5 protein-coding genes are annotated in these 3,157 nt (G+C 38.2%); all 5 read left to right on the top strand.

Translation table 11 applies throughout. The features are described from left to right. The coding region (locus tag ACODS7_RS31470; protein ID WP_488828495.1) for a tail fiber domain-containing protein at window positions 1-1,052 on the top strand (1,052 nt) is incomplete at its 5' end. A 127-nt stretch (window positions 1,053-1,179) separates the two neighbouring features. Continuing rightward, window positions 1,180-1,404, top strand: coding sequence for a hemolysin XhlA family protein (locus ACODS7_RS31465; protein WP_243169200.1), 225 nt, complete (start codon window positions 1,180-1,182; stop codon window positions 1,402-1,404). 72 nt (window positions 1,405-1,476) lie between these two features. Beyond that, on the top strand, window positions 1,477-1,758 hold the full coding sequence (locus ACODS7_RS31460) for a hypothetical protein (protein ID WP_098856203.1): 282 nt from the start codon (window positions 1,477-1,479) through the stop codon (window positions 1,756-1,758). 2 nt (window positions 1,759-1,760) lie between these two features. Next, on the top strand, window positions 1,761-1,964 hold the full coding sequence (locus tag ACODS7_RS31455) for a hypothetical protein (RefSeq protein WP_243169199.1): 204 nt from the start codon (window positions 1,761-1,763) through the stop codon (window positions 1,962-1,964). 59 nt (window positions 1,965-2,023) lie between these two features. Continuing rightward, on the top strand, window positions 2,024-3,055 hold the full coding sequence (locus ACODS7_RS31450) for an N-acetylmuramoyl-L-alanine amidase (RefSeq protein WP_243169198.1): 1,032 nt from the start codon (window positions 2,024-2,026) through the stop codon (window positions 3,053-3,055). The last annotated feature ends 102 nt before the right edge of the window (window positions 3,056-3,157 follow it).

The raw sequence follows: 3,157 nt of genomic DNA, 5'->3' as shown, positions 1-3,157 counted from the left end.
TTCAACCTTCATTAGTCCTTGGTTCTGATAATAGAAAATACGCTGGTACAGGATCGTTTTATATTTATCAAGTCATGCCAAGAATTAATGGAGTCGATCAACCTTCTAAAGCGTATGCGAAATTTGGGATTTCTAAAGGGGAAAATGCAGAAGGTACCAATATATGGTCATCATATATTCAAATGCAGAATGACGGTGGACATCTGTATGCATATGCAGCCGGAAGATTATACTTTGATAATTTGAATGATATTATTTTCAACTCAGAAGGATGGGCTCCTGGGTACGGCAAGTTTATAGTGACGACCACAGAACCGCATTTTTATACAAATAATAGAGGCGAATTCTATTTCAAAAGAAAAAATGCGCTTGGGGTTAGATCTATCTATTTTTCAGCTGGTGAGAATGATGACGATTTAAATTTAGCAGATATAAAGATAAGAGCAAGTTATGTAACTGGTTATGATAACGGACTACAAATAAAGAATGGTATTGGTGGTCAATGGCGAGATATAGAATTAAGAACACTACGAGCGAATGAAAATGTACATGCCAATGGTCAAATGTGGGCGAAAGCATTTAATCCTACGTCAGCTAGAAATATGAAAGAGAATATAAAAGACATTCCGTTCTCGGCTCTTGATAAAATCATGAGTTTAGCTATCAAACAGTACAATTTCAGAGACGACATGTATGATCTGTATCAAATGCGTGTGAACAAACCAGAGGAACAAACAGAACCATATACAACAAAAGAAATTGAAACGTATTTCGGTATGATTGCAGATGATACTGACGGTATATTTACAGACAAAGAGAAAAGAGCCATTAATTTATATAATACTGTTTCTATTCTTATTGCAGCGTTCCAACAGTTGTATGATGAATTCATATCGTTAAAGGAGCAGGTTAGGCAGAATACTGAAGAGTTACATGTAGTTAAAGAAGAAAATAAACAACTAAAAGAGCAAGTCACTACACTAACAAAAGATGTGTCCACATTAAAAGATGTAGTTCAAAATTTAATAAGTGAGAAACCGAAGCAGCTATAAGCTGTTTTTATTTGGCGCAACATACAGCATGGGCATAAAAATGGCTACCATGCATTCACTATGAAAAAGGTTGTTTCATAGTATATAGAGATTGTCTTATTAAGATTTCAAAAAGGACGTGAATGCATTGGAAGATGTATATGCAAAAATCGATAGCTTAAAAGCAGAACAAAAAGAAATCATGCGAGATATTCGTAATTTAGAAACTCGTACAACGATAAACGAAAAAGATATTTCTACCATCAATAAGCAATTAGAAAAAATCAGTCTAAATACCACTTGGATTTTGCGCATTGTAATTGGTGCAGTTGTTATGACAATTTTAGGATTGATACTAAAAGGTGGCATGTAAAATGTAAGATAGCTGTATGAGTGAAAGAGAGACAAGCGTCTCTCTTTTTCTTTTGGAAAGGAGTTGAAAAACATGACAATTGAAATAGGCGTGTTGATTGCAGTGCTATCACTTGCCATTAGCTATTTTGGCTACGCCCTGAATAAATCTAAATCCATCAAGGCAGATGGACAACAAAGTGCCGAGGTAAAAGCAGAACTTGGTTATATTCGAAAAGGTGTGGATGATATCCGGATTGATTTAAAAGCAAGTGAAAAACAAATGGTAGCCCTGGGAGAACGAGTCACGAGGGTAGAGGAAAGTACAAAACAAGCGCATAAACGCTTGGATACAATCGAAAAGGAGACAGATTAGACATGACAAAAGAAAATATGCAAAAACGATTAGGTAACTGGAAAACATGGGTGGCACTTGCCTCCCTCTTGGGATTTATTTGTGCGAAGGCTGGGCTACTGGAGACAAAAAGTTTTATCGATGAAGTGTTACCGTATCTTTTCACACTTGGTGTCGCTTTAGGAATCTGGAGTGACCACGAAGGCACAGCACAAACAGACAAATAAAAACAAAGAGAACGCATCGCCAATCGGTGGTGCGTTTTTCTATGGGAGGAGAAACAAAAATGAAACGATTACCGGGGATAGTTACAATATTATGTATGGTATTTTCACTGTCTACAAGTGCTTTTGCCGATAGAATACTTCTGATACCTGATGCACCGAAAACACCATACAGGAGCGGTGTAGGGGCATATGAAGGAGTGGTTGCCCACAGTACGGCAACACCTGAAGCGCCAGCTATTAACATTCAACGTTATGAAACTCGTACCTGGAGAAATGCATTCGTTCATTACGCAGTGGATTGGAATGAAACCATTCAAATTGCGGACACAAGATACATTGCGTATGGTGCAGGACCAGGAGCTAATAAACGATTTGTCCATGTGGAATTATGTGAGACGGCTGATTACACGAAGTTTAAGCGTAGTTATGAGCAATACGTAAAGCTGTTAGCAAAAATCTTAAAAGATAACAATCTATCCGTAGAAAAAGGGTTGTGGACACATAACGATGTGAGGAAGTATCTTGGCGGTACAGATCATGAGGACCCGATTGATTATTTACGTAGCCATGGTGTATCAGAAGCTCAATTTAGAAGTGATGTGCAGCGAGTGTATAACAATGGTGAGATAATGGAAACAACAGGTGAAGGTAGTCCGGTCGTCCACACGCAAGGAATTGCCTATATTTTTGGAAACAATGTAAATCTACGTAAAGGACCAGGAACAAATTATGAATTGATTCGTCAACTGAACACATCAGAATCGTATCAAGTATGGGCTGAAAAAGACGGATGGCTGAATCTGGGTGGCAATCAATGGGTGAAACATAGTCCAGATTACATTCGATTTGAGACAAAAGAGTCAGCAAATCCAGTGATAGGGAAACGTGTGGTTTCAAAAGTAGATAACCTTCGGTTTTATGATACACCGTCATGGCAGGGTAGCGCTGTAGCGGGTACATTGGACGCAGGGGAAGGATTTACAATCGATGAAAAGGTAAGTGTGGATGGCTTCACGCAATTTAAAGTGCACAATTCGAAAGGGCGCACATACTATATGACATCAAACGAAGACTATGTGTATGTGAAATAGGGAAGAAAGAAAAAGGAGGTTTCGCCTCCTTTTTTTAAACATGAAACATGGCTGCTGGTACATCCTCTTTCATAATCCACTCTAATATATCAGGTAGTAGCA

The sequence above is a fragment of the Bacillus sp. FG16 genome, from assembly GCF_057809515.1.
The sequence above is the reverse complement of the archived record's forward strand: the minus strand, read 5'-3'. Positions and strand labels throughout refer to the sequence as shown.

Coding starts and splice junctions, on each gene's coding strand:
- ACODS7_RS31460 (WP_098856203.1), top strand. CDS start 1,477: ATGACAATTGAAATAGGCGTGTTGATTGCAGTGCTATCACTTGCCATT.
- ACODS7_RS31455 (WP_243169199.1), top strand. CDS start 1,761: ATGACAAAAGAAAATATGCAAAAACGATTAGGTAACTGGAAAACATGG.
- ACODS7_RS31450 (WP_243169198.1), top strand. CDS start 2,024: ATGAAACGATTACCGGGGATAGTTACAATATTATGTATGGTATTTTCA.